Genomic DNA, 21,352 nt, shown 5'->3' with positions numbered 1-21,352 from the left:
TTTTCATGGGTATCAGAAATTTAGTTTCTCACCTGTAGCAGAAAAATAATATACAGGAGGAGAATATTAATGAACGAAGTAAATGTAAAAGAATTTTATAAAAAACAATTTGAACTACTAAGCTATGATGTAAATAATGAAAATTGGTTACAGGAAGTTGCTAAAGAAGTACAAGAACAAGTTGGATATACATTTCAGTCTATGTTAGAACTAGGAGCAGGAAATGGTGGATTTGCAAGAGCGATGTCTAATTTGAATGTAAAGATGACTACAGTTGAGCTAGTACGAGAGTTAGTTATGTTTGCGAAAGAACATTCTACTAATGATATTGTTATTCACTGTGCTGACTTTTATAAAATTAATTTTGAAGAAAAGTTTGATGTCGTTACTTATTTGGATGGATTTGGTGTAGGAACGGATGCAGAACAATTATTTTTATTAAAACGCATCCATAGTTGGTTGAAAGATGATGGGTGTGCACTTATTGATATTTATCAACCTTTATATTGGGAAAAAGCAAATGGACAAGAAATGCCGATTTATTCTGCAATGCGAAAATATGAATATGATAGTGAAAATGCTAGAATGCTGGACCATTGGTGGGAAACAGATTCTTCAAATGATATTGTGACACAATCTTTACGTTGCTATACGGTAGATGAGATTAGCAATCTATGTGCTGAAGCTAGTTTAAGTATTGTAGGAATCTTCCCAGGTGGAGCATATGATTTTGAAAAACGGAAATATAAAGAATTGGCAACTTTAAATGAATGTTTGGCGTATCGAATTAAAGTAAAGAAGAGTAGGGATTAATCTCTACTATTTTTTTAATTTAGAAAATTCTTACTAAAACTATTGACTTTATAAATGGATTTTTAATACAATTGTATTTCGACTGAAAAATTAGAACGGACAGGAGGGAATCATCAAATGAACAACATTTTTGAAGAAGAGTTACAAAGGATGAAAGATACATTACGTACGATGGATGATCAATTAGAACAGCTCGAAAACATTCCGGTTTATTATGGAGATGATTTTAAAGAACAAATTCTAGAAAGTATGAGAGAATCTAATAGGCAGAATTTACGTATCGGTGTACAAGAACCGTACTTTGGAAGATTAGATTTTCAAGAGGACGGTAAGGAAGATGTTATGCCGATCTACATCGGTAAAGTAGGTGTTTCACATAAAGACACAATGAAACCAATTGTAATTGATTGGCGGGCACCTGTCGCAAGTATGTTTTATTCATTTACCGGTGGAGAAGAATTAGCATATTATCAATCGCCAGACGGATTAGTTGAAGGTGATGTCTATTTAAAGCGAAACATCTCTATTCGAAAAAGAGAACTAGAACGTGTTGTTGATACATATGTAAAAGGAAATAAAGATGTCTCGCATGCCGATGATTTTCTTCTATATCGATTAGGTGAGAATAAAGATAATAAACTAAAGGATATTGTTTCGACGATACAATCGGAGCAAAATGATATTATACGTGCGGAAAGAAACTTACCACTACTTATTCAAGGGGTTGCAGGGAGCGGAAAAACAACAATCGCTTTACATCGCCTTGCTTTTTTAATTTATGAATATCGTGAGCAGCTAGAAGCTGAGAGAATGATTGTATTCGCTCCAAATAGTCTGTTTTTAGATTATATTTCGAGTGTACTTCCTGAATTAGGTGTAGGGAATATTAGTCAAACAACATTTCCAGATTGGGCATTACGAACGTTAGATGATTCGGTGAAACTAAAGCAGACAGAAGAAAAATTGAAAGAAGCATTTTCTATTAATCGTGATGAAGAAAAGGTTATGCTCGGTAAATTGAAAGGCACGCTGGAATTTAAGTCCTTTATTGAAGAGAGAATGGTTCAATTTGAAAAAGAATTAGTACCAACAAGTGATTTTGAGGCATGGGACAAAGCTATTATTCCAGTGAAAGACATAAAAAAATGGATGCAAGTGGAATATAAACATTATCCATTAAAGAAAAGAAGAGAAAGATTAGTCGGCCGAATGAAGCGCTGGATTGAAATTGAACTAAAAAAGTATGGAGAAACAAACGAGAAGAAATTACTAAAAAAAGAAGCGACAAAGAGATTGAATACTTATATGAAGTTTTGGCCGAAAATGAGCTCACTTTCCATTTATAGTTCAATATTGAAAAGTAAAGAAATATTCGAAGTATTGCCTGAAGAACTTGTGAAAGAAACTGAAAAGAGTTGTCGTAAAAAAGAAGTGTATGTAGAAGATTTACCAGCTTTAATTTACATACATCACCACATAACAGGTATTGAAATCGGACAGAAATTCCATCACGTCGTTATTGATGAAGCGCAAGATTTCTCGCCATTCCAAGTTTATGTATTAAAAGAAATTACACTAGGTAACTCTTTCACTATATTAGGTGATTTATCTCAAGCAATTTATGATTATCAAGGGATTGAAGATTGGGGTGCTTTTAAGGAAGTATTCCAAGAAACAGGTTATTATGAACTGACGAGAAGTTATCGCTCTACAAAAGAAATTATTGAATTTGCGAACGAGATTATTAAAAATGCAGAAATTCCAGTTGGGCTCGCAACACCAGTTTTTCGTAGTGGTGAAGATGTTAAAGCAATCCAAACAGAAGATCAATTTAATGAGATAATGAAGACGTTAAAGCATCTACAAAATGAAGATGTGAAAACAATTGCGGTAATAGGAAGAACAGACGATGAATGCCGCGATATATATGAGAAATTAACAAATGCAGGACTGGCTGTAAACGTCATAGAAGCAGATCAAAGTAAATATGAAGGTGGTATTTCAGTAGTACCTGTATACTTGGCGAAAGGGCTAGAATTTGATGCGGTTCTACTAATTGACGTTGATGAAGAACATTACAAAAATACAAAACACGATGCGAAGTTATTGTACGTCGGATGTACAAGGTCGCTTCATGATTTATGGATTTTCCATAGCGGAGAAGCATCGCCTTTAATTAAAGGATTAAAATAAATACTAAAAACAAGAGGCATTTCTAAAAACAAAAGGAAGAACCTCTTGTTTTTCTATATAAAGACATGGAGAGAAAAAAACTATGATTACAAAGGTAATAATAAAAAGAAATTGGGAAATCGCAAAGGTAAATGGAGAAATTAATGAAGCTTCACTAAAAGAGGAGGGATTTATTCATTGTTCATTTTTAAAACAAGCTTTAAAAGTTGCTGAAAAACATTTTAGTCATGAAGAAGATGTTTTATTACTGACAATTGATCCATCCTTAATAAAAGCAGAAATAAAATATGAACTTGCTTCTAACGGTCAAGAATATCCGCATGTATATGGTGTAATTCATATTGATGCGATTGTAGATGTTACCTCATTGCGATCGAGATAAAATTTTATAAAATACCCCAGAACGAAATTTTGTGCTAACTTGTAACAAAATTTCGTTCTGGGGAGCAACTAATCCTATTACCTGATTTGAAATTAAAAATATAAACCTTTGCCTACTGGCTGAACAGTTTCTAGCACAGTATCAACCATTTCCTCATTAATTAGGGTTCTTATGATCCAAGCTGAGAGATCTTTAGCAGCAAAACAACCCGCAGCAGTCGAGATATTTCCTTCGTTTACGAAACTTTGTTCAATAACATCTACATCAAATTCTTTAAGCTGTTCTACTACGGATGGATATGTAGTTGCTTTTTTTCCAGTTAACAATTTTTTAGCTCCTAGTAGTAGTGACCCAGAACACATAGATCCTATTAATTGTTTTTGAGGGTCTACATGAATGCTATTTATATACTCTTGATTTTTATATAAATCTTGTACACCCTTTCCACTTGCAAATATTACAGCGTCAGCATAAGGGATGTCAGATATACTTCCTGTCATAGGAATATGTAAGCCGGACATGGATATATGAGTTTTTTTCGTTCCTAATAGTTGGACATTCCAATCAGAAATACCGCCAACTAAACGTACACGATTTAATAAATCCCATGGCAGAAAAACATCTATATCAGTAAAGTTATCGAAACAGACTATTGCAATTTTCATTTTCTTCACCCCGTAATTATAATATTTAAAATATTATAATTATAACAATTTCAACTGGCGGTATCGAGAATAAAATTATTAATAAATGGGTATCGCTCCATCGCATCAAGTTAAAAAAATGTATCAGTAAAATGAAAAAAACGCTATTTTTTTGTAGAAATATACAGGAAGGGTAACGTTTTTGATAAGGTTTCATTGATTTCTTAGGAATTACAGCAACATATGCCAGCACACGCCTGAAGTAGTTAGCTAAAAAGCACAAAATATATAGTTTGTGCTTTTTTATTATCTATTTTTTGGTAATTAATTATTGTTTTTATCACATTAATACTGTATGATACATAGTATAAAACACATACTGTATGACATATAGTAATGAAAATGAGGTGAGTGAATGGATGCTTTATTAAATTCGTTAATTACTGAACTAAGAAGAGGAACCTTAACATTAGCAGTTTTAAGCCAGTTAAGAGCGCCGCAGTATGGGTATTCACTTGTCCAATTATTGGAGCAATCAGGGATTACAATCGATCAAAGCACTTTATATCCACTACTTCGCCGATTAGAAAAGCAGGAGCTAGTGACGAGTAGTTGGGATAAAACAGAGAGTAGACCGCGTAAGTATTATGTTTTAAGTGAATACGGATTAGAGATATTTTTGCAGTTGAAAAAGGAATGGATAAAAGATTCTAAGGAACTTTATAACTTATTAAAGGAGGAGGACAAGAATGAATTTGATTGATATTTATGTCGAGGAAGTAGCGAAGAGATTACCTGAAAAAAATCGTGAAGATATTATTCTTGAATTACGGTCAACAATCGAGGATATGTTACCTGATGATTATAATGAAAATGATGAAAAAAGAGTTCTTGAAAAATTGGGGAGTCCAGTTTCATTGGCAAATGGGTACTTGGATAGACCGATGCATTTAATTGGACCACGTTATTTTGATGTATATACGACATTATTAAAAATGATTATACCGATTGCAGCTGTTATCGCACTCATTGCAATGGTTGCAGAAAATTTTGTTGGATATAATGGTGAGCAAGCGGTATTAAATGTTATTTTAAATGTGATAGGTAAAGGAATTGGGGAAATTATCGAAGTAGGCCTCCATGTATTTTTCTGGTTGACACTTGTATTTGCAATTTTAGAAAGAACTGATAAAGACAAAGGTACTCAACCGTTGACGACAAGTTTAAAAAAATGGACGCCTGATGATTTGAAAAATACTTCGTATGTTCCAAAGAAAAAGTCGATCTCAAAGTTCGAAGTATTTGGCGGGTTAATGTGGACGGCAATATGGGCAACACTTTATTTTTATGCGAACCATCTTGTAGGTGTATATCATGGTACAGAAAGCGGATTGAAGTTTGTCGCGCCAACCTTTAATCAAGATGTGTTACTTCAGTATTGGCCAATTGTTGTAATTATGGTTGTGTTTGAAATAGGTATATCTCTTTATAAGTTAGTACAAGGACAATGGACGAAAAAGTTGGCAATCGGGAATGCTATCCTTCAAATAGTTGGAACAATAGTATTCATTGTAATCGTAGTAAATCCGCATTTATTTAATGAAGGATTTATTACGTATGTGGCAAATGTGTTTACTACTTCTCCAGAGGAATTTAAAAATTGGTTAATTAGTGGAGGTATTATCATTTACATTTTGTCTGCTGCGTTAAATATATTTGATGGTTTCCGAAAAGCTCGTATTCGTATATAGGAGTGAAATTAGAGGAAAGGAAGAAAGCGATGATAAGGGAAGCAAGGAAACAAGATGTAACATACATTTTAGATATTTATAATGATGCTATATTGTATACAACGGCCGTATATACGTATAAACCTGTAACCCTTGAAAATAGAATAAACTGGTATGAACAAAAAAAGACTGAAGGTTATCCAATTTTAGTATATGAACTAGATAATAAAATAGTAGGATTTGCGACATTTGGTCCGTTTAGAACTTGGCCTGCCTATAAATATTCAATTGAGCATTCTGTGTACGTTCATAAGGAATATAGAAAGAATGGGATAGGAACTTCTTTAATGAAAGCATTGATTGCAATGGCAAAAGAAAGGGAATATATGACTTTAATTGCTGGAATTGATGCACATAATGAGAAAAGTATTGCCTTACATGAAAACTATGGATTTATTCATGCAGGGACAATCAAAAAGGCTGGTTATAAGTTTAATAGGTGGTTAGATTTAGCTTTTTATCAATTGGAGCTTAATGGTCCTAAAACACCTACGGAAGAGTAGATGTTTGCGTTATGTGTATTATTTATTTTAGAAAGGTAGCATGGGAAAATTTCATGCTATCTTTTTTATTGTATGCATAAATACCTAATAACAAAAAAGGTTTTTAATATTCTATATCGAATTTTGAGAAGATGATAAAACTATATAAAAAGAGGTGCGAATATGCAGACTGTCATTGAAAAAATAAAAGAAATACAATCTGGTCAAGTTGGAGTAATTGTGTACTCAACAAAATATGAAAATATAATTGCCTCCTATAATAATGAACTGCATGTCCCTTTAGCATCAGCAGTAAAAGTGGCAATTGGATTTGCAGTAGCAAACATGGTAAAAGAGAAACAAATTAGTTGGGATCATATACTTCACCAAATTAAATTTGATCCGAAAGAAGATAGTGCACAATTATATCCGCATGTGCAAGGGAGAGATACATTATCACTTAGTAAAGCAGTTGAAGTGATGATAGCGTGTCATGACAGTTTTATTGCAAAGTCGATTGTAATGCACTGTGGAGGATGGAACGCTATTAGAAAGTATGTTTCAACGTACTTCCCTAACATATATGTTCAAGAAAACCCTAGAGATGAACAAAATGTTGGAGAGCTAAATGAAGTACATTCACTTTTAGTACAGGTTTTTCGTGGTTATAAAAGTGAGCCAGAATTATGGGAACCAATAATAAATGGAATGCTAAGGCAGCAAGGAGAATATGAGGGCATACCGCACAATCATTTAGCCCATATGACAGGTGGATTGCCAAAAGCTATAATAAATATTGGTATACTAGGAGTATTTAATGAATTTCCACTTCTTTATGTTATTGGGGGGGAAGATTTACCGAATCGAAGTGAAAATAAAGAAATAGATGAAGTTTTTGCAGTAGCATTGAAATACATATATGAAGAATATAGTAAAAGCATGTAAGGGGTGAGTGATTGAAACATTGGCTTTTCATGCTTTGTTACTTGTGGTGGTTTCGTATTTATTAGTTTATTAAAAAAGAAAAAAAGATAGCTTACTAAGTTGAAAGGAAGAAATATATGAAACAAATAGAGAATGGTACTCGCGCTGAAGGAGAATACATAAAAAATAAAGTAATTCAATATAACATGTCTATTTTATCAGATGAAGTAAAACAGCAGATGGAACAAGTAAGTTTTGTAGTGAAAGATGAGAATGGGAAAATCTTTGGCGGGGTAACAGGAACGATGTATTTTTATCATCTGAATATTGATTTTTTATGGGTTGATGATTCAGTTCGTCATGATGGTTATGGTAGTCAACTGCTACATAAAATCGAAGATATTGCGAAGGAAAAAGGTTGTAGATTAATATTATTAGATTCATTTAGTTTTCAAGCGCCAGAATTTTATAAAAAGCATGGCTATCAAGAATATGGTGTTGTTGAAGATCATCCTAAAGGACATAGTCAACACTTTTTAGAGAAAAGATTATAGGAATCGTCTTTTTGTTCTACAAGAAAAGTGGGTTTTAAAAGCATCACCAACAAGGTGATGCTTTTTTAGTTTATAGTAACTAATCATTTTGATGCAATGTTGGGAATGAAAAGTACGATTCGTATAACAATGATTTTCTTTTTTTATGGAAATGAGTTACTGTCTTTGTAGATGACAATTGTCGTAATTACTATATGAACTAACAATAACTGTTGAATTTTTAGAAGGGGAAGAGCAAGAAGACGAGCTCTGAATATAATAATGATAAAGGAGGTGTTATGCAATGGGTTATATTGTAGATATTTCGAAATGGAACGGTAACATTAATTGGGATGTAGCAGCTCCACAACTAGATTTCGTAATCGCTAGAGTACAGGATGGTTCAAATTATGTAGACCCTTTATATAAAGATTACGCCCAAGCAATGAAAACTAGAAATATTCCTTTCGGTAACTATGCATTTTGCCGCTTTATTTCAATTGCTGATGCGAAGAAGGAAGCACAAGATTTCTGGAATCGTGGTGATAAGAGAGCTACAGTTTGGGTTGCTGATGTAGAAGTGAAAACAATGGATGATATGAAAGCTGGTACACAAGCATTTATCGATGAATTACACCGACTAGGTGCTAAAAAAGTTGGATTATATGTAGGCCATCATATGTATGGACCTTTCGGTATGGCAAACGTAAAAAGTGATTTTGTATGGATTCCTAGATATGGCGGTAATAGACCAGCATATCCTTGTGATATTTGGCAATACACTGAGACAGGTAATGTACCAGGGATCGGTAAATGTGATTTAAACCAATTGATAGGAAATAAGCCACTTTCTTGGTTTACTGAATCGGTACCAAAACAAGAAAATATACAAGCGCAAGTTTCTAAACAAAATATCATTCAAACTGGAGCCTTTTCACCTTATGAAACTCCAGATGTTATGGGGGCGTTAACTTCTTTAAAAATGACTGCTACTTTCATTTTACAATCAGATGGCTTAACGTATTTTATTTCCGATCCAACTAGCGATGCACAATTAAACGGTATGAAAGGTTGGCTTGATCGGAAAGGCTGGTGGTATGAAGTTAAATAATAAAAAATAACTAGCTTATGTATGCAAAAAAAGAGCCATCCAACAGGAGGGCTCTTTTTTCTATTCAAATAGCTTATTCATTAAATCTTGGATTTCATGTCTTCTTTTATCTGTTTCGTTCTTATCAATTGTATACGTATCATCCTCGATTATAAGAACATCACCTTCTTTTGCAGTAGAGGGTAGTTTGGATTTAGGTACATCAATTGTTACGTTATTTACTTCAATAACTGCTAGTTCACCTTCAAAACGGTCAATAATACCTTTTTTCATAATTATCTCTCCGTTCTTACAGAAATGTTTGAACCGTCACTATTAATAACTACAGTTCCATTTAAATCGGTTCTATATACATTAACAGACATTGCATTTAACTTTGCTAAAGTTTCCTGTGTAGGATGACCATAGCGGTTACCTGCACCAGCACTGATCACAGCGATACTTGGTTTCACTGCATCTAAAAATGGCTGAGAAGAAGATGTCTTACTTCCGTGATGGCCAGGTTTTAATACATCAGATTTTAGGTTGGAACCATGTGTTGCAACCATATCTTTCTCACTTTTAGATTCAGCATCACCAGTAAATAAGAAAGATTTGCTTCCATGTGTTACTTTTAATACAGCACTCCACTCATTTAGATCGTTACCGTATTCTTTCACGGGAGCTAAAAATTGTGAGTTTAAACCGTTGATTGGTAAAGTTACTCCAGCTTTTGCTTCTTTAATTGTTAATCCTTTGTTAGCTACTGCAGTTAGGAAGTCTTTAAACGTTTGAGTTGTATGGCTTACTTTAGGTGCATATACGTTTTTTACATTCATAGCATAAAGTACTTCATCTAATCCACCTACATGATCAGCATCAGGGTGAGTAGCGATCATATAATCAATAGATTGGTATCCTAATCCTTTTAGATAATTTGCTACTACTTTACCTTTTCCGTTGTTACCAGCGTCAATAAGGATCGTTTCTCCACTAGGAGATTTAATAAAAGTAGCATCACCTTGTCCAACATCAATATAATGAACCTCTATGTTACCTTTAGGCTTAGGAAGAGCTGGGCGGAAATTTGGTTCTAATACACGAGCTAAGAATGCAGCGAATTGCTCACGAGTTACTTTGACATCTGGACCAAATGTACCATCAGGAAATCCAGCAGTGATATTATTTTGAGCTAAAATTTTGACATAATTGTAACCCCAGTGATTAGATGGAACATCAGGGAAATTCACAGCGGCACCTGTAGGTTTCAAATCAAAAGTTTTAACAAGAACTACTGCCATTTCCGCACGTGATAATGAGCGATCCGGGAAGTAGTTTGTTTCACGTTGTACAATGTTGTTGTGTGCTAACTTATGTACAGAATCGTAATAATAGATACCTTTAGTTACATCAGAAAAAATATGATTATAACTAGATGGCTTTTCTAATCTTAAGGATAAATCTAGCATTAAGGCCATTTGCCCACGCGTTACATTATCACTTGGCTTAAAATATCCTTCTGGCGTACCATTAATAATACCTTTATCCGATAAATAGTTAATTTCTTTAATTGCCCAATGATTAGATTGGACATCAGGAAAAGCTTTAGCACTTGTAAAATTAGGGATGAATAACGATAAGATTATGACAAATGCTGTTAGTAATAAACTAAACTTTTTCAAAAAATCGCCTCACTTTGTGTATTTTTTACCTAATTAACTTTACCAGTTCTTGAAAGAAATTCAAGTTTTCATAGTTAAATAGTATATGAGAAATGTTTTTGGTATTATATTCACTAGTTTTCTTTTATTCTGTATATTTAATATGAGGAATGTAAAGGGAGGAGTAACGATTGCAATTGTAAAATTGATATTATAAATTAATCTTATGAAGGTTTTAATAACAGTTTGAATTCTATAGTTTTTATATTGAAAGAAGTAAAACAAGACAAAATAAATATAATGAGCAATTTGATGGGAGAAAGAAAATGTACACGTATAAATTGCAACATGAACAACCAATCTGCGTAGAAAAAATAAAAAAGCTTTACGACTCTGTCGGTTGGTGGTCAGAAAGAAAAGAAATCGATATGCAAAAAATGTTAAAGAATAGTATAGCGATTGGGGTATGGGAAGAAAATGAATTAATCGGATTTGCTAGAGTTGTTTCTGACGGTGTTTTTCGAGCGTACATAGAAGATGTTGTTGTACATGAAAGTGTAAGAAATAAAGGCATTGGAGAGAAAATGCTAACAATATTACTTCAAGAAATATCTCATGTTCATATTGTTAGTTTATTTTGCGGAGAGAAATTAATAAAGTTTTATGGTGAACAGCAATTTCATGCGACGAAACAAATTGTAATGCATCGTAATCAAATCGTGAAAGAATAAGAGGTGCCAATTAAAATGGATGCAACTAGAACATATTGTTTATCAAAAAGAAAAGCGACTGAAGACTCTCCTGATGGTTGGAATGCAACATGTATGAGGCTTAATAATAAAATATTTGCGATAGTAAACCATGAAGAAGGAGAAAAAGCTGCGATTACATTAAAATGTGATCCAGAACTCGCACTAAGATTAAGAGAAGAGTATTCAGAGACAATCATTCCGGGGTATCATATGAATAAAAAACATTGGAATACAGTGTATATACATAAAGATGTAGAGCAGGAGCAAATTAATAAGATGATTGATTGGTCATATGATTTAGTTCTACAGTCATTTTCAAAGAAAAAGCAGCAAGAGTTATTAGATTAGTATGTATAAGGGGTGGATGATTTGAAAGACAGGGTCAAAGTTACATATGATAAATTAGCGAGTACATATAAAGAAAACCTAGATGTGGCCAATCCATATAACAGCTATTACGAAAGGCCAGCGATGATGGAGATGATTCCAAAGAATTTAGAAGGGAAGAGTATATTAGATGCTGGATGTGCAGCTGGGTGGTATACTTCTCAATTTGTAGAAAGAGGAGCAAACGTTACTGCAATTGACGTAAGTTCTGAAATGGTGAAATATGCAAAGGAAAGTACGGGCAATAAAGCAACGTTTCTTTGTCATGATTTGCAAGAAGTATTACCATTTGAAGATAATACTTTTGATGTTATTGTAAGTTCATTAACGCTGCATTACTTAGAAGATTGGAATAAAGTATTTCAGGAGTTTCATCGAGTATTGAAGCCAGGTGGTGAATTTATTTACTCCATACATCATCCTTTTATGGATTTTACAAAGTTTACTAGTAAAAATTATTTCGAAAAACATTTATTGGTAGATACTTGGGTTAAACCAAATATTACAATAGAGGTTAGCTTTTTTAGAAGGTCACTCCAAGACATAATTAATGAAACAACAAATTATTTTGTGATTGAAAAAATGGTGGAACCGAGGCCAGTTGAAAAGATGAGAGAAGTAAACGAAAAATCATATCATTACCTAAATACAAGTCCACATTTTCTTATTATAAAAGCCATTAAAAAATAGGTAGTAAAAGAATTATATTTTACTACCTATTTACAATTTCAAATTACATATTAGGAGATCTTGTAATGAAAACGAAACGAAATAGATTATTATATGCGCTATTTACTGTAGTTATAATTATGTTAGGTCTTTGTTCTAGGAAATTTGCATTTGCTTTACCTCATTTACTAAATGAGTACTTAGGCGATGCTTTATGGGCACTTATGATTTTTACAGGGTTCGGATTTTTATTTCCTAAAATAGAAACGAAGAGAGTCGCTTTTATTAGTTTGTTATTTTGCTACGGGATTGAAGTGAGCCAATTGTATCATGCTGAATGGATAGATAGCATTCGTGCAACGACTTTAGGTGGACTCGTATTAGGTTACGGATTTTTGTGGAGTGATATAGTGGTTTATACAATTGGTGTTGGGATTGGAATGTTTTGTGAGTTTATGTTACGAAAAAAATAAAAGATTTAAAAAGGGGTATTTATGAAAAAAATAATATTAATAGGTTCTGGTGGTTCAGGAAAATCTACATTAGCAAAACAGTTAGGAAATAAATTAAATATTAAAGTGCATCATCTTGATGCGTTATTTTGGAAACCGAATTGGGAAGGTGTACCGAAAGAAGAGCAAAGAAAGGTTCAAAATGAATTAGTTAAAGAAGATGAGTGGATTATTGATGGGAATTATGGCGGGACAATGGATATAAGAATTAACGCAGCTGATACAATTATCTTTCTTGATATTCATAGAACAATATGTATTTATCGTGCTTTTAAAAGAGTTGTACAATATCGGAATAAAACAAGGCCGGATATGGGGGCTGGATGTGAAGAAAGGTTTGACTTGCAATTTTTCAAATGGATATGGGAATACCCTAAAACGAAACGACCTTCAATTTTAAAGCGGCTAAATCAATTGAGTAAAGATAAAGGTGTTATTATTTTAAAATCTTCAAATGAAGTAAGACTATTTTTAGAGAAGTACGATACTATAAATAGTTAGATTATAAAAAGAAATAACATGGGGGGATAGAATAGATTCATTGACCCGGTTAATTCTATAATGATGAAAAATTTATATTTATAGGTCAGTAATAAATGGAAGATTATACATGAGAAGAGTGTCTATATGAAATGATATAGACACTCTTCTTTTATATGAAGCGGAGAATTCGTTGTTTTAAAATGTTAAATATTCTGTTTTATAAATTCGGACCATAGTTTTACGTGTTACTAATGTTTTCATCATTTCTGCACAACTTCTGCACATGCTTTAATGGTTTCTATGTCATGATATATTCATCAAGTGAAATATTTCACAAGAAATGAAATATATTTTCACTGCGATGTATGCATAATTAACACATACATCGATACAAGTTTGTCTCTTGTTATTCTTTTACATCGAAGCCCACATTGCACTACAAAGTATAACAAGAAGGGGACAGGAATATGAATAATCGATTATTAAAACAACTACAAAACATGAAAATGAACAAAAAAAGTCTAGGAGCTGTTGCATTAACAGCCGGAATTATTGGCTCGACACTTATTCCTCAAAATGCATACGCGCACGGTTTTGTTGAAAAGCCTGGCAGCCGATCTGCTTTATGTAGTCCAACTTATGGCGCACTAAATGTAAACTGCGGAAGTGTTATGTATGAACCGCAAAGCTTAGAAGCACCAAAAGGATTCCCGCAAGGTGGCCCAGTTGATGGACAAATCGCTTCTGCAGGCGGAAAATTTGGTGGTATTTTAGATCAACAAACTGAAAATCGTTGGTTTAAAAATACAATCACAGGCGGAGAAAATAGTTTTACTTGGAAATATACAGCGCCTCACTTAACGAGTAAATGGCATTACTATATTACCAAAAAAGGATGGAACTCAAATACAGCGCTTACAAGAGCGGATTTTGAACCAATTGGAACTGTACAACATGATGGTTCTGCAGCCTCAAATCATTTAACTCACAAAGTTAATGTACCTACTGATAGAAGTGGATACCATGTGATTTTAGCAGTATGGGATGTAGCTGATACAGCAAATGCATTCTATAATGTAATTGATGTTAATCTTATCAATGATGTGAAACCAGATATAGAAGCTCCAAGTAGTCCAAATGGAATTCAGGCACAAAAAGTAACAGCGAATAGTATAGAACTAACATGGAACCCTTCTACGGATAATATAGGGGTAAAAGGATATCAAATCTTCCGTAACGGAGAGATGATTGACACAGTACCAGGAACTCATTTTATTGATAAAAAATTAAAACCAAGTACAGACTATTCATATACTGTAAAAGCAATTGACGCCGCTGGAAATGTTTCGAAAGAAAGTGCAGCGCTTACAGTAAAAACAACAGTTGAGGCTCCTGATACAGAAGCACCAACACAACCAAAAGGATTACATAGTATGGGAACGACAGCGTCAAGTGTAGATTTAATGTGGAGTCCATCTGATGATAATATTGGTGTAGACCATTACGATATTTATAGAGAAACAGAAGGATCAATGAAAAAGATTGCAACATCCAATACGACTTCTTATAAGGATAAAAATTTACTGCCTAATACTACTTATAAATATGTAGTGAAAGCTGTTGATGTAGCTGGAAATGAATCTGTAAAAAGTGATATATTTAAAATTACTACAAAAACTGAAAGCGCTTCATATGAAGAGTGGGATGCAAAGAAAGCATATGAAAAGGGAGATAGAGTTCTACACGAAGGAAAAGTATATGAAGCAGTCCAGAGCTATCAAGGAAATGGGGATCCAAATTGGATTTATGCTTTATCATTATGGAAAACAGTGTAAGCTATACTTAAGTATGAACTGAGAGATAATGGGCTTTGATGCAAAAAGAAATCTTGAGAATTCACTTTTCTATTAATATAAAATGGTAGTATATGAATACATAAAATAGTTTCATATACTACCATTTTTATTATGATAATACTTTCGTCATAAGAACGTGCGGAATACCGTCTTCCATAAATACATTAGAAGAAGTTTGATAACCTAATTTTTTATAAAATCCTTCAGCTTGTGTTTGACCGTGTAGTTTTACTTTTGTAGTTTCTTTGTCACAAGCTATTTCTTCCAACGCTTGAATTATTACTTTTCCTAATCCATATTTACGATAGTCTTTTAAAATACAAATTCGCTCTAATTTTCCTGCGCCGTTAACAAACCGTATACGACCTGTACCTACAGGAAGTTCATTATAATAAACTAAAATATGTTTACATGCCTCACCGATTTCATCGAATGTATCAAATTCATCTTCAAGAGGGACATTTTGTTCTTTTACAAATACTTCTTTTCGAATATGAAAGGCAGTTTCTAAATCTGTAAGTTCTATTATGAGTTTGGAGTGCAAATTGTTCAGCCCTTTCTGGTGTGATATATGCTTTTGTTTACATAGTATATCATAATGATACGCAATAAAGAGAAAATATAAAAAGCTGACTGTAAGAGTCAGCCTTCATTATAATTCCTTTATCCCATTTTTTGTTCCAATAATCGCCTTATTAGTCATATTAATAAACAATCCTGTTTCAACTACACCTGTAATCATTTTTAATTGCGTGTGTACATTGGCAGGATTCGTTATGTTATGAGGGAATACACAATCAATAATTACATTATTGTTATCGGTAATAAACGTTTCATTATTTTTTAAACGTAACGTTGTTTGACAACCTAAAGATTGAATTTTCCTTTTCGTTTGTTTCCATGAAAAAGGTATAATTTCAACAGGTAATGGGAAAGTACCTAAATGTGTTACAAGTTTCGATTCATCAGCAATAATAATTAATTCTTTGGAGGAAGTGGCAACGATTTTTTCACGAAGTAATGCGCCGCCACCACCTTTTATAAGTTGTAAATTTGAATCAATTTCATCTGCACCATCGATTGTGAGATCGAGTATATCAATTTCATTTAAGGAGATTAATGGAATGGATAGTTGTTTAGCTAATACTTCCGTTTCTTTTGACGTTGGTACAGCTTGAAATAATAAGCCTTCTTTTACACGCTCACCTAATTTTTGTATCGTCCAATATACAGTAGAACCTGTACCAAGTCCAACTTTCATCCCATCTTTTACAAAGTTAGCAGCATATTCACCTGCGAGCTGTTTGAAATTCAGCATATTATTCTGCTGGACGTGGGCCTGCATCAAGACCTGAATTTTCTACTGTAAGTATAGGACGAACGACTATATCTTTATGTACGTGCATTTGGCATGATAAACGTAAGTGATCTTCAATTCCTTTTTCCGTAATCGCATTTTTTTCATCAGAATTTGCTTCACAAAACTCACCTGCGATTATTTCAACTCTACAAGTTGTGCAGCGGGCTTTCCCGCCGCAGCGATGGAGAATGTTTATACCGTTATCTTCAATCGCTAATACTAACTTTGTGCCTTCTTTTACATCAAAAGTTCCCGCACCTTCAATTGTTAATTTTGGCAAATTTGTTCCTCCTCACGTAAAATTGTACATAACATATTTATGACCGCGAATTATTGAACATAAACATAATTTTTTTATATGCCCCGTAACTTTTTTGTTTGTTGAATCGTTAATTAAGTAAGCGCTGAAAAGGAGTGGTTATTTTGTGCACAAAAGTAACTCATATTTTCAAGAATCATATCGATATAAATCATTCAAATATAAACTTTTTAATTGAGCAATATGGAGAGTTGAAAAGGTATTGTACATTTTTAACGAAAAATAAATGGGACGGTGAAGATCTCGCCCAAGAAACAATTTGTAAAGTTCTTCAAAAATATAGTAATAAAGATATTTGTATGACGCTTGTATATAAAATAGCTCGAAATCGTTGGATAGATCAGATGAAATCAAAATCAGTTCATGAAAAAATAAAGGAACAAATTACTTTTGAAGAACCACAGGAGAACATTGCAGATTTGCATGAAATGGTAGGGAGAGTATTATCGTCACTCAATGTACAGCAGTCCACAATTTTGTTATTAAAAGATGTTTTTCAATATAGTATCGCTGATATTGCTAAAGTATGTTCCGTATCGGAAGGTGCAGTGAAAGCTTCTTTATTTCGAAGTAGAAATAGGCTAAAAACTGTAAGTGAAGAAGGGATTGAGATAGTCGAATTCACAGATGATATTGAAGTTGTAGTAACGTCTATACGTGAGGAAAAGCCAGAATTGTTAAGAAAGCTTCTTCCGACAATAGATTTTACTAAGTTACCATCTACACAGCCAGTCTTATTATTTAATGCAAAAAATCCTTCTTCCTACAGTTGTATGCTTTGCGTTGCATAACAATTATTGGAGGGATATAAAATGACCGCAATTCCATATGTAGTAGAACAAACGAAATTAGGAGAACGTTCCTATGATATATATTCACGGTTATTAAAAGACCGCATAATTATTATCGGTTCAGAAATTAATGATCAAGTAGCGAGTAGTGTCGTAGCTCAATTATTATTTTTAGAAGCGGAAGATGCAGAGAAAGATATATTTTTATACATTAATAGCCCAGGCGGATCAACGACAGCAGGTTTTGCCATATTAGATACGATGAATCTCATTAAACCAGATGTACAAACGCTATGCATGGGATTTGCAGCATCATTTGGTGCATTGTTATTATTATCAGGTGCAAAAGGAAAACGGTTTGCACTCCCTAACAGTGAAATTATGATTCATCAACCGCTTGGTGGTGCAAAGGGGCAGGCGACGGAAATTGAAATCACAGCCAAAAGGATATTGAAGTTAAAGCATGATATTAATAAAATGATTGCAGAAAAAACGGGGCAACCAATTGACAGAGTAGCACATGATACAGAAAGAGATTATTTTATGACTGCAGCAGAAGCGAAAGAATATGGGATAGTAGATGATGTTGTTACGAAAAAATAAGATAAACAGGCTAGTGGATATGTTAATCCTCTAGCCTGTTTTATTAATCATTTACCCATTCATCAACTAGCGCTTGATTCTTTTTAATCCATTTTCGCGAGGCTTCTTCGGGATCTTTCGTTTTATTTAACTCGACCATTAATGTACCAAGCTGTTCATCGTTCATTTTCCATTTGTCAAAGTATTTTATGATATCCGGATGATCTTTTTCGAAACCTTTACGAACAGAGTAATAAATGTCATCTTTTTCACCATATACTTTCTTAGGGTCTTTTAAATATTTTAAGTCAAATTCTGAAAAGCCCCAATGAGGATTCCAAAGCGTAACAGCGATTGGTTTCTTTTTCGTATATGCTTTCTTTAATTCACTCATCATCGCAGCTTCGGAAGATTGGACAAGTTTTAGTTTAATATCATATTCTTTCATTGCTTTATTCGTTAAATTCATAAGACTACTACCGGGTTCGATACCGACAATTTTATTGTCTAGTTCATCTTTATGGGCATTTAAATCTTCGATACTGTTTATGTTTTTCACATAAGAAGGGACGACTAGGCCAAGTCCAGTACCTTCATACCATTTTGATTTTAAGACAATATCATCTTTATAACGATTGTTTAGTGGTTTATCCGTAACGGGTAGCCACACCTCTAAATTAGCATCAACATCACCGCGAGCAACGCCAGTCCAAATTGCCGCTTTTTCTAAATACATGAGCTCAACTTTATAGCCTTTTTGTTCTAATAGAACTTTCCACATGTTTGCTGTTGCAATATTTTCTTTCCAGCTTGTTACACCAAGTTTAATTTTTCCTTTCGAATTTGCATTTGTTGCATTACATGAAGTGAAAATCATAGTAATAAATAATGCAAGGCATATAAACCAAATTTTCTTTCGCATCGAAAACCTCCTAAGAAGCATTTGCCTCTTTAAATAAATGTATAAGTAAGCATTCTTATTATGAACGGAAACGAGAATTTTAAAGAAAGCTTATGAATGTAATTTTTATGTAATATTTCTTTGCAAAATCGCAACACTAAGTGAATAGATGGGTAGAAAAGGAGTAGTGACATGGATAATACAAAGGTGCGTGTTGAAAACGTAACAAAAGTATTTGGGAAACATCCGCAAAGAGCGCTTACCTTATTAAAAGAAGGAAAAAGCAAATCGGAAATTTTGAAAGAGACAGGAATGAATGTTGGTGTAAAAAAGGCAACATTTGAAGTATACACTGGAGAGATTTTCGTTATTATGGGTTTGTCTGGTAGTGGGAAATCTACGTTAGTTCGTATGTTAAATCAATTAATTAGACCAACAGCGGGACATATATACATAGATGGTGAAGACATCGCAACGATGGGAAAAGAAGAGCTACGAAGAGTGAGAAGAACGAAGATGAGCATGGTCTTTCAGAAATTCGCTCTATTCCCGCATCGTACTGTTTTGCAAAATGTTGCATATGGATTAGAAATACAAGGAGTTCCAGTAGAGGAACGAGAGAGAAAAGCGTTAGAGTCTTTGAAATTAGTTGGATTAGACCATCATAAAGATAATTATCCAAGTCAACTTAGTGGTGGTATGCAGCAGCGTGTCGGCATTGCGAGAGCGCTTACGAATGACCCAGATGTTTTACTTATGGATGAGTCATTTAGTGCATTAGATCCACTGATTCGAAAAGAAATGCAAGATGAGCTGTTAGAGTTACAAGATAAAATGGAAAAAACAATTATTTTTATTACGCATGATTTAGATGAAGCTCTTCGGATTGGTGATCGAATTGCGCTAATGAAAGATGGAGAAGTTGTCCAAATTGGAACGCCGGAAGAAATTATGATGAGTCCTGCCAATGAATTTGTAGAGAAGTTCGTGGCAGATGTGAATTTAGGAAAAGTAATTACGGCGGAATCTATATTAAAACGACCGGAGACTTTATTAATTGATCGTGGACCACGTGTAGCACTTCAAATTATGAGGAACGCCGGCGTTTCAACTGTATATGTTGTTAACAAAAAGTATGAGTTTTTAGGTATATTAACTGCGGATGATGCAAGTAAAGCCGTTCAAAAACAGTGGCCAATTGCCGATTTATTACTTACCGATATCCCGCACGTGTATGTAGACACTTTACTTGAAGAAACGTATGCAAAAATGGCAGAGATGAAATATCCGTTACCAGTAATTGATGAGAAGAAAAGGCTGAGAGGAATTATTAAACGTGAAAGTGTCATTCAAGCTCTTGCAGGTAACATTGAGGAAGAGGTGAAAGACGATGAATAATATACCACGTATTCCTTTAGGGGAATGGGTCGACTCATTTGTTGCAAGTTTATATGAGAACTTTGAAGGCTTATTCCGAGGGTTCTCTTATATTATCGGCGGATTCGTTGATTTACTCACTAATTTTTTAATAATAATACCAGCTATATTGATGATTATTATCCTTTGTTTCCTTATTTGGTACACAACGAGAAAAGTATCTTTAGTTATTTTTACATTAATCGGTTTATTATTTATTTTGAATATTAACTACTGGGCACAAACGATGCAAACATTAGCACTTGTACTTACGTCTGTTATTATTTCAATTATTGTCGGGATTCCAATTGGTATTTTAGCATCTCAAAATGAACGTTTCTCAAAAATTTTAAAACCGACATTAGATTTTATGCAAACAATGCCGGCATTCGTATATCTTATCCCTGCGATTACATTTTTCGGAGTAGGTGTAGTACCTGGGATTATTGCATCAGTAATCTTTGCAATGCCGCCGACAATTCGTTTTACTGACTTAGGAATTAGACAAGTTCCAGAAGATTTAATAGAAGCAGCGAATGCGTTTGGCTCTACCGCATCACAAAAATTATTTAAAGTACAATTACCACTCGCAACTGGAACAATCATGGCTGGTGTGAACCAAAGTATTATGCTTTCTTTATCAATGGTAGTAACGGCATCGCTTGTAGGAGCACCGGGACTTGGCGTCGATGTATATCGTTCTGTAACACAAGTAAATATCGGAATGGGATTTGAAGCTGGACTAGCTATTGTTGTCATTGCAATTATATTAGACCGTATTACACAAGGATTTCATCAAAAAAGAAGATAAC

General features: G+C 33.7%; 26 protein-coding genes. 19 read left to right on the top strand and 7 right to left on the bottom strand.

Annotated elements, in window-relative coordinates; translation table 11 throughout:
• Nucleotides 1–69 precede the first annotated feature (69 nt).
• The 3 genes from F8162_RS02045 (at nt 70) to F8162_RS02035 (ending at nt 3,388) form a co-directional block, all read left to right on the top strand.
• Nucleotides 70–813 carry a class I SAM-dependent methyltransferase gene (locus tag F8162_RS02045; protein ID WP_151635333.1) on the top strand — a complete coding sequence of 248 codons (744 nt, stop codon included), beginning with the start codon at nt 70–72 and terminating at the stop codon, nt 811–813.
• Nucleotides 814–930: 117 nt separating this feature from the next.
• A complete protein-coding gene (locus F8162_RS02040; RefSeq protein WP_151635335.1) occupies nt 931–3,006 on the top strand; it encodes a HelD family protein in 2,076 nt (691 codons plus the stop codon).
• An 82-nt stretch (nt 3,007–3,088) separates the two neighbouring features.
• On the top strand, nt 3,089–3,388 hold the full coding sequence (locus tag F8162_RS02035; protein ID WP_151635337.1) for a DUF952 domain-containing protein: 300 nt from the start codon (nt 3,089–3,091) through the stop codon (nt 3,386–3,388).
• Nucleotides 3,389–3,480: 92 nt separating this feature from the next.
• Here the strand turns inward: F8162_RS02035 and F8162_RS02030 are convergent, their stop codons facing one another.
• Entirely contained in the window at nt 3,481–4,053 is a 573-nt protein-coding gene (locus tag F8162_RS02030; RefSeq protein WP_151635339.1) for a DJ-1/PfpI family protein, read from the bottom strand.
• Between the two features lie 394 nt (nt 4,054–4,447).
• On the opposite strand from F8162_RS02030, the gene F8162_RS02025 reads away from it, so the two are divergent.
• The 6 genes from F8162_RS02025 to F8162_RS02000 all read left to right on the top strand — a co-directional run bounded on the left by F8162_RS02025 (nt 4,448) and on the right by F8162_RS02000 (nt 8,872).
• Nucleotides 4,448–4,795 (top strand): PadR family transcriptional regulator, encoded by a 348-nt coding sequence (locus tag F8162_RS02025; protein ID WP_151635341.1) that lies wholly within the window; start codon nt 4,448–4,450, stop codon nt 4,793–4,795.
• Nucleotides 4,782–5,783: an HAAS signaling domain-containing protein gene (locus F8162_RS02020; protein WP_151635343.1), complete on the top strand. Its 1,002-nt coding sequence runs from the start codon at nt 4,782–4,784 to the stop codon at nt 5,781–5,783. Before F8162_RS02025 ends, F8162_RS02020 begins: the two co-directional genes overlap by 14 nt.
• Before the next feature lie 29 nt (nt 5,784–5,812).
• A complete protein-coding gene (locus F8162_RS02015) occupies nt 5,813–6,325 on the top strand; it encodes a GNAT family N-acetyltransferase (RefSeq protein WP_151635345.1) in 513 nt (170 codons plus the stop codon).
• A 162-nt stretch (nt 6,326–6,487) separates the two neighbouring features.
• The gene (locus F8162_RS02010; RefSeq protein WP_151635347.1) at nt 6,488–7,249 is read left to right on the top strand and encodes a serine hydrolase; all 762 of its coding nucleotides are present in this window, start codon (nt 6,488–6,490) and stop codon (nt 7,247–7,249) included.
• 116 nt (nt 7,250–7,365) lie between these two features.
• Entirely contained in the window at nt 7,366–7,782 is a 417-nt protein-coding gene (locus tag F8162_RS02005) for a GNAT family N-acetyltransferase (RefSeq protein ID WP_151635349.1), read from the top strand.
• 283 nt (nt 7,783–8,065) lie between these two features.
• Complete coding sequence (locus F8162_RS02000; protein ID WP_151635351.1) at nt 8,066–8,872, top strand: GH25 family lysozyme; 807 nt, start codon at nt 8,066–8,068, stop codon at nt 8,870–8,872.
• 60 nt (nt 8,873–8,932) lie between these two features.
• Here the strand turns inward: F8162_RS02000 and F8162_RS01995 are convergent, their stop codons facing one another.
• Together F8162_RS01995 and F8162_RS01990 are read right to left on the bottom strand one after the other, a co-directional pair.
• Nucleotides 8,933–9,145: a DUF3006 domain-containing protein gene (locus tag F8162_RS01995; protein ID WP_151635353.1), complete on the bottom strand. Its 213-nt coding sequence runs from the start codon at nt 9,143–9,145 to the stop codon at nt 8,933–8,935.
• A gap of 2 nt (nt 9,146–9,147) precedes the next feature.
• Nucleotides 9,148–10,533, bottom strand: coding sequence for an S-layer homology domain-containing protein (locus tag F8162_RS01990; protein WP_151635355.1), 1,386 nt, complete (start codon nt 10,531–10,533; stop codon nt 9,148–9,150).
• 305 nt (nt 10,534–10,838) lie between these two features.
• On the opposite strand from F8162_RS01990, the gene F8162_RS01985 reads away from it, so the two are divergent.
• The 6 genes from F8162_RS01985 (at nt 10,839) to F8162_RS01960 (ending at nt 15,150) form a co-directional block, all read left to right on the top strand.
• Nucleotides 10,839–11,243, top strand: a complete 405-nt coding sequence (locus tag F8162_RS01985) for a GNAT family N-acetyltransferase (RefSeq protein ID WP_151635357.1) — start codon at nt 10,839–10,841, stop codon at nt 11,241–11,243.
• Nucleotides 11,244–11,258: 15 nt separating this feature from the next.
• Nucleotides 11,259–11,612, top strand: coding sequence for an MmcQ/YjbR family DNA-binding protein (locus F8162_RS01980; RefSeq protein WP_151635359.1), 354 nt, complete (start codon nt 11,259–11,261; stop codon nt 11,610–11,612).
• A gap of 21 nt (nt 11,613–11,633) precedes the next feature.
• On the top strand, nt 11,634–12,341 hold the full coding sequence (locus tag F8162_RS01975; RefSeq protein WP_151635361.1) for a class I SAM-dependent methyltransferase: 708 nt from the start codon (nt 11,634–11,636) through the stop codon (nt 12,339–12,341).
• Nucleotides 12,342–12,406: 65 nt separating this feature from the next.
• Nucleotides 12,407–12,793, top strand: coding sequence for a DUF2809 domain-containing protein (locus tag F8162_RS01970; protein WP_151635363.1), 387 nt, complete (start codon nt 12,407–12,409; stop codon nt 12,791–12,793).
• Nucleotides 12,794–12,814: 21 nt separating this feature from the next.
• Nucleotides 12,815–13,333, top strand: a complete 519-nt coding sequence (locus tag F8162_RS01965) for a DNA topology modulation protein (protein ID WP_151635365.1) — start codon at nt 12,815–12,817, stop codon at nt 13,331–13,333.
• A 449-nt stretch (nt 13,334–13,782) separates the two neighbouring features.
• Nucleotides 13,783–15,150, top strand: coding sequence for a lytic polysaccharide monooxygenase (locus F8162_RS01960; RefSeq protein ID WP_151635367.1), 1,368 nt, complete (start codon nt 13,783–13,785; stop codon nt 15,148–15,150).
• A 130-nt stretch (nt 15,151–15,280) separates the two neighbouring features.
• Here F8162_RS01960 and F8162_RS01955 read toward each other — a convergent pair whose 3' ends face one another.
• From F8162_RS01955 to F8162_RS01945, 3 genes are all read right to left on the bottom strand, one after another.
• Nucleotides 15,281–15,715: a GNAT family N-acetyltransferase gene (locus F8162_RS01955; RefSeq protein ID WP_151635369.1), complete on the bottom strand. Its 435-nt coding sequence runs from the start codon at nt 15,713–15,715 to the stop codon at nt 15,281–15,283.
• 108 nt (nt 15,716–15,823) lie between these two features.
• On the bottom strand, nt 15,824–16,486 hold the full coding sequence (gene rpiA, locus F8162_RS01950) for a ribose 5-phosphate isomerase A (protein ID WP_151635409.1): 663 nt from the start codon (nt 16,484–16,486) through the stop codon (nt 15,824–15,826).
• 4 nt (nt 16,487–16,490) lie between these two features.
• Nucleotides 16,491–16,811, bottom strand: a complete 321-nt coding sequence (locus F8162_RS01945; protein ID WP_151635371.1) for a 2Fe-2S iron-sulfur cluster-binding protein — start codon at nt 16,809–16,811, stop codon at nt 16,491–16,493.
• A 143-nt stretch (nt 16,812–16,954) separates the two neighbouring features.
• Here F8162_RS01945 and F8162_RS01940 point away from each other — a divergent pair, with 143 nt between their 5' ends.
• Together F8162_RS01940 and clpP are read left to right on the top strand one after the other, a co-directional pair.
• Nucleotides 16,955–17,641 (top strand): RNA polymerase subunit sigma-70, encoded by a 687-nt coding sequence (locus F8162_RS01940; RefSeq protein WP_151635373.1) that lies wholly within the window; start codon nt 16,955–16,957, stop codon nt 17,639–17,641.
• A 21-nt stretch (nt 17,642–17,662) separates the two neighbouring features.
• Complete coding sequence (gene clpP, locus F8162_RS01935) at nt 17,663–18,244, top strand: ATP-dependent Clp endopeptidase proteolytic subunit ClpP (RefSeq protein ID WP_151635375.1); 582 nt, start codon at nt 17,663–17,665, stop codon at nt 18,242–18,244.
• A gap of 43 nt (nt 18,245–18,287) precedes the next feature.
• Here the strand turns inward: clpP and F8162_RS01930 are convergent, their stop codons facing one another.
• Complete coding sequence (locus F8162_RS01930) at nt 18,288–19,145, bottom strand: glycine betaine ABC transporter substrate-binding protein (RefSeq protein WP_151635377.1); 858 nt, start codon at nt 19,143–19,145, stop codon at nt 18,288–18,290.
• Nucleotides 19,146–19,316: 171 nt separating this feature from the next.
• On the opposite strand from F8162_RS01930, the gene F8162_RS01925 reads away from it, so the two are divergent.
• Together F8162_RS01925 and F8162_RS01920 are read left to right on the top strand one after the other, a co-directional pair.
• Complete coding sequence (locus F8162_RS01925) at nt 19,317–20,522, top strand: quaternary amine ABC transporter ATP-binding protein (protein WP_151635379.1); 1,206 nt, start codon at nt 19,317–19,319, stop codon at nt 20,520–20,522.
• On the top strand, nt 20,515–21,351 hold the full coding sequence (locus F8162_RS01920) for an ABC transporter permease (RefSeq protein ID WP_151635381.1): 837 nt from the start codon (nt 20,515–20,517) through the stop codon (nt 21,349–21,351). The genes F8162_RS01925 and F8162_RS01920 overlap by 8 nt, the downstream gene beginning before the upstream one ends.
• Nucleotide 21,352 lies beyond the last annotated feature (1 nt).

It is taken from the genome of Bacillus sp. CH140a_4T, assembly GCF_008923725.1.
Lineage (GTDB): Bacteria > Bacillota > Bacilli > Bacillales > Bacillaceae_G > Bacillus_A.
The sequence above is the reverse complement of the archived record's forward strand: the minus strand, read 5'-3'. Positions and strand labels throughout refer to the sequence as shown.

Bases quoted from the DNA above. Each gene is read 5' to 3' on its own strand.
- F8162_RS01995 (WP_151635353.1), bottom strand. From the start codon at position 9,145: ATGAAAAAAGGTATTATTGACCGTTTTGAAGGTGAACTAGCAGTTATT.
- F8162_RS02045 (WP_151635333.1), top strand. From the start codon at position 70: ATGAACGAAGTAAATGTAAAAGAATTTTATAAAAAACAATTTGAACTA.
- F8162_RS01920 (WP_151635381.1), top strand. From the start codon at position 20,515: ATGAATAATATACCACGTATTCCTTTAGGGGAATGGGTCGACTCATTT.
- F8162_RS01925 (WP_151635379.1), top strand. From the start codon at position 19,317: ATGGATAATACAAAGGTGCGTGTTGAAAACGTAACAAAAGTATTTGGG.
- F8162_RS02020 (WP_151635343.1), top strand. From the start codon at position 4,782: ATGAATTTGATTGATATTTATGTCGAGGAAGTAGCGAAGAGATTACCT.
- F8162_RS01965 (WP_151635365.1), top strand. From the start codon at position 12,815: ATGAAAAAAATAATATTAATAGGTTCTGGTGGTTCAGGAAAATCTACA.
- F8162_RS02025 (WP_151635341.1), top strand. From the start codon at position 4,448: ATGGATGCTTTATTAAATTCGTTAATTACTGAACTAAGAAGAGGAACC.
- F8162_RS01930 (WP_151635377.1), bottom strand. From the start codon at position 19,145: ATGCGAAAGAAAATTTGGTTTATATGCCTTGCATTATTTATTACTATG.
- F8162_RS02010 (WP_151635347.1), top strand. From the start codon at position 6,488: ATGCAGACTGTCATTGAAAAAATAAAAGAAATACAATCTGGTCAAGTT.
- F8162_RS02015 (WP_151635345.1), top strand. From the start codon at position 5,813: ATGATAAGGGAAGCAAGGAAACAAGATGTAACATACATTTTAGATATT.
- F8162_RS01985 (WP_151635357.1), top strand. From the start codon at position 10,839: ATGTACACGTATAAATTGCAACATGAACAACCAATCTGCGTAGAAAAA.
- F8162_RS02030 (WP_151635339.1), bottom strand. From the start codon at position 4,053: ATGAAAATTGCAATAGTCTGTTTCGATAACTTTACTGATATAGATGTT.
- F8162_RS02005 (WP_151635349.1), top strand. From the start codon at position 7,366: ATGAAACAAATAGAGAATGGTACTCGCGCTGAAGGAGAATACATAAAA.
- F8162_RS01960 (WP_151635367.1), top strand. From the start codon at position 13,783: ATGAATAATCGATTATTAAAACAACTACAAAACATGAAAATGAACAAA.
- F8162_RS01970 (WP_151635363.1), top strand. From the start codon at position 12,407: ATGAAAACGAAACGAAATAGATTATTATATGCGCTATTTACTGTAGTT.
- F8162_RS02035 (WP_151635337.1), top strand. From the start codon at position 3,089: ATGATTACAAAGGTAATAATAAAAAGAAATTGGGAAATCGCAAAGGTA.
- F8162_RS02040 (WP_151635335.1), top strand. From the start codon at position 931: ATGAACAACATTTTTGAAGAAGAGTTACAAAGGATGAAAGATACATTA.
- clpP (WP_151635375.1), top strand. From the start codon at position 17,663: ATGACCGCAATTCCATATGTAGTAGAACAAACGAAATTAGGAGAACGT.
- F8162_RS01980 (WP_151635359.1), top strand. From the start codon at position 11,259: ATGGATGCAACTAGAACATATTGTTTATCAAAAAGAAAAGCGACTGAA.
- F8162_RS02000 (WP_151635351.1), top strand. From the start codon at position 8,066: ATGGGTTATATTGTAGATATTTCGAAATGGAACGGTAACATTAATTGG.